Origin of the sequence: Dietzia sp. B44, from assembly GCF_014145245.1 — a bacterium.
GTDB lineage: Bacteria > Actinomycetota > Actinomycetes > Mycobacteriales > Mycobacteriaceae > Dietzia > Dietzia natronolimnaea.
Genome location: NZ_JAALEF010000505.1, coordinates 10,757 through 14,384 on the forward strand (window position 1 = coordinate 10,757; position 3,628 = coordinate 14,384).

3 protein-coding genes are annotated in these 3,628 nt (G+C 61.2%); 2 read left to right on the plus strand and 1 reads right to left on the minus strand.

Going from position 1 to position 3,628, the window contains the following annotated elements; translation table 11 throughout:
- Positions 1-1,955 (minus strand): N-6 DNA methylase (locus tag G6017_RS17365; RefSeq protein WP_182618090.1); only part of this gene is annotated, 1,955 nt, incomplete at its 3' end.
- Between the two features lie 172 nt (positions 1,956-2,127).
- On the opposite strand from G6017_RS17365, the gene G6017_RS15040 reads away from it, so the two are divergent.
- The gene (locus G6017_RS15040; protein ID WP_182611315.1) at positions 2,128-2,469 is read left to right on the plus strand and encodes a hypothetical protein; all 342 of its coding nucleotides are present in this window, start codon (positions 2,128-2,130) and stop codon (positions 2,467-2,469) included.
- 114 nt (positions 2,470-2,583) lie between these two features.
- A complete protein-coding gene (locus G6017_RS15045) occupies positions 2,584-3,264 on the plus strand; it encodes a hypothetical protein (protein WP_095719448.1) in 681 nt (226 codons plus the stop codon).
- Positions 3,265-3,628 lie beyond the last annotated feature (364 nt).

Consider the following 3,628-nt stretch of genomic DNA (forward strand, 5'->3'; position numbering starts at 1 on the left):
AACCGTCGGCCGTGGATCGCGGTGTAGTGAATCGTGGCCGGCACATCTGAATCGCAATCCGGGCGGCGAGTGAAGATCGCGATCGCGAGTGGTTGCTGCACGCCAGGGAAGATTCGAGTCGGTACGTCGGGACGCATTCCCTCGGGGGAGACATCGATAATCCAGCCTTCGCTGGTGGTGCGGCGTAGGTACTCGCGCATGCCCTTGAATCCGGCGCCGCGTAGATAGCCTGAGGTGGTGATGTAGCAAACGACTCCCACGTCACCGTTGGGTAGGTTTGCGTTGGCGTCGAAGACTTTCCAGGTAGCCCACCGCCAGAAGTAGATGTAGAGGTTCTTGAGGACGTACTCGGTGCGGCCGTTTCCCTCGGCGCGGAAGTCATCTAAGGGGCGGTAACCGCCGCCTTTCTTCGTCTTCTCGCTGTCGCTTCCGTTCTCGATCCAGCCGCCGCGACCTTGTGCCCGTTCGTCATAGGGCGGGTTGCCAATCACCACAGTGACTTTGGACTTAGCCTTGATACGGGCAGCCCTCGACCTAGACCGACTGATCAACTCAAGGCCAGATCCGAGTTGGGTCTGTTCGGCGTGGGGGTCGTCGAGGGTGTCGGTGACGTACATTCCCAGGCCTGCCGGTGGGAGGTTGGCACCGAGATCGGTGAGTAGGTCGGTGGCACGCAGTTCGGCGACGGCGAATGGGCCCGTCTGGAGTTCGAATCCGACAAGCCGCTTGGCGAGTTGGCTTACTGCCCCCGCAACGGCGCCCTGCCCGTCTCGCTCGGCCACTCGGGCCGCGACGTGCTCGATGATCGTGTGTAGGAATGTGCCCGTGCCCATCGCGGGGTCGGCCACGACCACATCCGGGTCGGCGAATCCTGCGGTTCTACCCAATCGTGTTTCCAGGACTTCTTCGGTGAGGCGGACCATTTGCTCGACCACTTCACGTGGTGTGTAGTACGAACCGGATTTTTGCCGCAGCTGCGGGTCGTAGACGTCGAGGAAGGTTTCGTACAGGTGGAGATAGGTGTCGCGGCGGCCGGCGCGGACCTTCGGCCACTGCACGGCGTCGATGACACGCACCAGGAGGTCGATGGTGACCTTGAAGTCAGCTGCGACGTAGTCGGTCAGCAGTTGAAGCGCTCGGGCCATGAGGGAGTGTTGTCCCGCAAGTTTCGTGCCCACTGCGTGCAGGCCGCCGGTATCGGCGAGTGTGATGCCTTCGGTTCGGGCGAGGAGGAGGGCGAACGTGACGGTTTGCGCGTAGCCGTCGGCGAAGGTCGCGTCGTCAGCGGTCGGAAATAGCAGGTGTCGCCAGTCCCTGGCGAGTCCATGGAATGGCTGATCTTCGCGTCGAGCTCCCGCCTTGATCTTGCGCTGCTCGGTGGCGAGCTGGTCCAAGACTTCACCGCGCAGAAGTCGAGTCAGCGGCGCGATAGCCCGAACGAGAGCGATCACGCTGGTGATGGGCGCTGGCTCCCACCGCAGGAAGTCGGTCAGGAACTGCTCGAACTCTGCGGGCGCGGAAAGCTCCGCTCCAGCCGTGCGGAGCGGCCCGCCGGCAAGGTGTATCGGATCTCCGACCGGCTCGCTATCGCGGTAGAGCCGCCACTCCGTGCCATTGGTGTAGATCAGGTTCGGGAGGTCCTTCTGCCTCGTCCACTGTTTGAGGTTGTGGCCTCGCATGGAGACCGGGTCTAAGTTGGCGCCAGGCTTCTTGACCTCGACGTACCCAGTGATCGCACCGCCGACGCTGATCGCGTAGTCGGGACGAACGCCGCGGTCGTCGTCGCGGACCTCGTCGTGTGGGACCACATCCAAGGAAAGGTGCTCGCCAGCGGCGGCGAGTAACTGTTCGATCGGAGCCCGGATCGCCGCTTCTGCCTCACCCGGACCGGCCAACTTGGCTTTGCAACGCTGCCCGAACTCCGAAACAGCAGTAGTGAGCCAAGGCGATGACACGTGAGCAACCTTTCAGGATGCAAGTGGTGGGGTTGCTCTGATTGTCCGTCATTCCCCGTCAGGAAGTTCCCGGACGCACCGCTAGAGACTGCTTATTCTCGCGCAACGACTGGACTTGGAGTATTCGCCGAGTTTGACAGTCGAAATGCTATATTTCTCTTGTTGCGGATTCATGCGCTCAAAAACCCGGTCATCGACCGGGTTTTCGTCATTTTGCTCGCCGCAACAACCTGCTGGCTATGACGCTGGCAGCCTGCGCCCAGGCGCAGTTCAGGTCGCTGGCCAGTATCTGGCCGCGGCACTCAGCCTGGCAATCGGCCAGGCGTGGCATCTCTCCACCATGAGGGGAGGTTGCGATATGCAGGTTCTCGACGTCGTCGACAAGCTGGACCTCGCGGCCGTCCTGCTACTTGGGGCCGGGCACTTTGTGCTCCGCCTCCTTCCCTTGATCTCGGATCGCGTTAACGCACGCGCCGTCCGACTGATTGAGGCGAAGAAGAAGCAGGACGACTAGGAAAAATCGCACCTGACACCCTCGTAGGGAGAAGCCTGTCGTTGCAATGTTTGCGGTGTGTACATTGTGGCCGAGTCGAAGGTGCGCTGCCGGCGCGAGTCTAAGATGCCCCAGATGGGCTTCTCTGACCGCAAGGCGTCGATTGTCGCCGAGGCGTACCGCCGAACAAAGAGTCACGTCGCCTACCTCGACGAGTCCTATCAGGCGCCGGATCCGATAGGGCACCACCGCAAGACGTTCTATCTTTTCACCGCGGTTGTAGTTGCTCAAGATGACATGGACGAGTTGCGCGGAGGGCTTCTCGAGATTGCGGGCTCGACGCACTGGCACACCACCGAGGCTCTGCTCACGGCAGGAGGGCGACGGGCTACTGAGGACATGCTCGGGTATCTCGCTGACGGGAAGGAGACCTGCGTGATTGCCCATCAGGTGTCCGTAGACCCCGTCGACCATGACGCAGAAGACGCTCGCCGCGCCTGCTATCGGTCGTTGGCGGAAGAACTCGCCGCTGGCCGGGCCGGCAGTTGGAGCCCTATAGAGTTGCTCATCCTCGAAGAGCGTAACCAGAGAAACTTCCGGAATAAGGATGACAAGAACCACAAAGAATTGATCCGCGAAAATCGGATCCCACGAAATACGCGACTCCTGCAGACCTCTCCGAGTGCCGAGCGGCTGCTGTGGCTTCCAGATCTCGTGTCATCCGCGTTCCGCCGAACCATCACTCACACAGACGGCACCAACGAGCTCTTCGAGATCGTGAAGCCTCAAGTGTATTTTCTTGAGGCTGGGGACTAGGCGAGGCACAAAAAAGAGCAGCCCCTGGCTGCCGTAGCTACACCGAGGGGCCTGGCCGACTGTCGGGGCGTAAGCCCAGAGGGCCGACTCATTGCTCATCTGCATACTATCCAAGCTTCGCAGCATTGTCACATCGTCGTTGGTACTCACTCTTGGGCAGTTGCGTCCGGCGTTCACTACTGAAGAACTACGCCAGGCGTGCATCTGGCGGAGCCCATCGGCGTCGGCGCGGAAAGTTCGGGCTGCCAGGCACTTTACTGCCACCAGGCGCCGGGAGAACTCACCGAATATCGGTTCGGTTCACACGTCGGCAAGTGAGGCTCCGACTAGTCTCTTTTGGGTACACCTTGCGGTACATCGCGGG

Excerpts from the sequence above, each read along its gene's own strand:
- G6017_RS15040 (WP_182611315.1), top strand. The coding sequence starts at position 2,128 with ATGCGCTCAAAAACCCGGTCATCGACCGGGTTTTCGTCATTTTGCTCG.
- G6017_RS15045 (WP_095719448.1), top strand. The coding sequence starts at position 2,584 with ATGGGCTTCTCTGACCGCAAGGCGTCGATTGTCGCCGAGGCGTACCGC.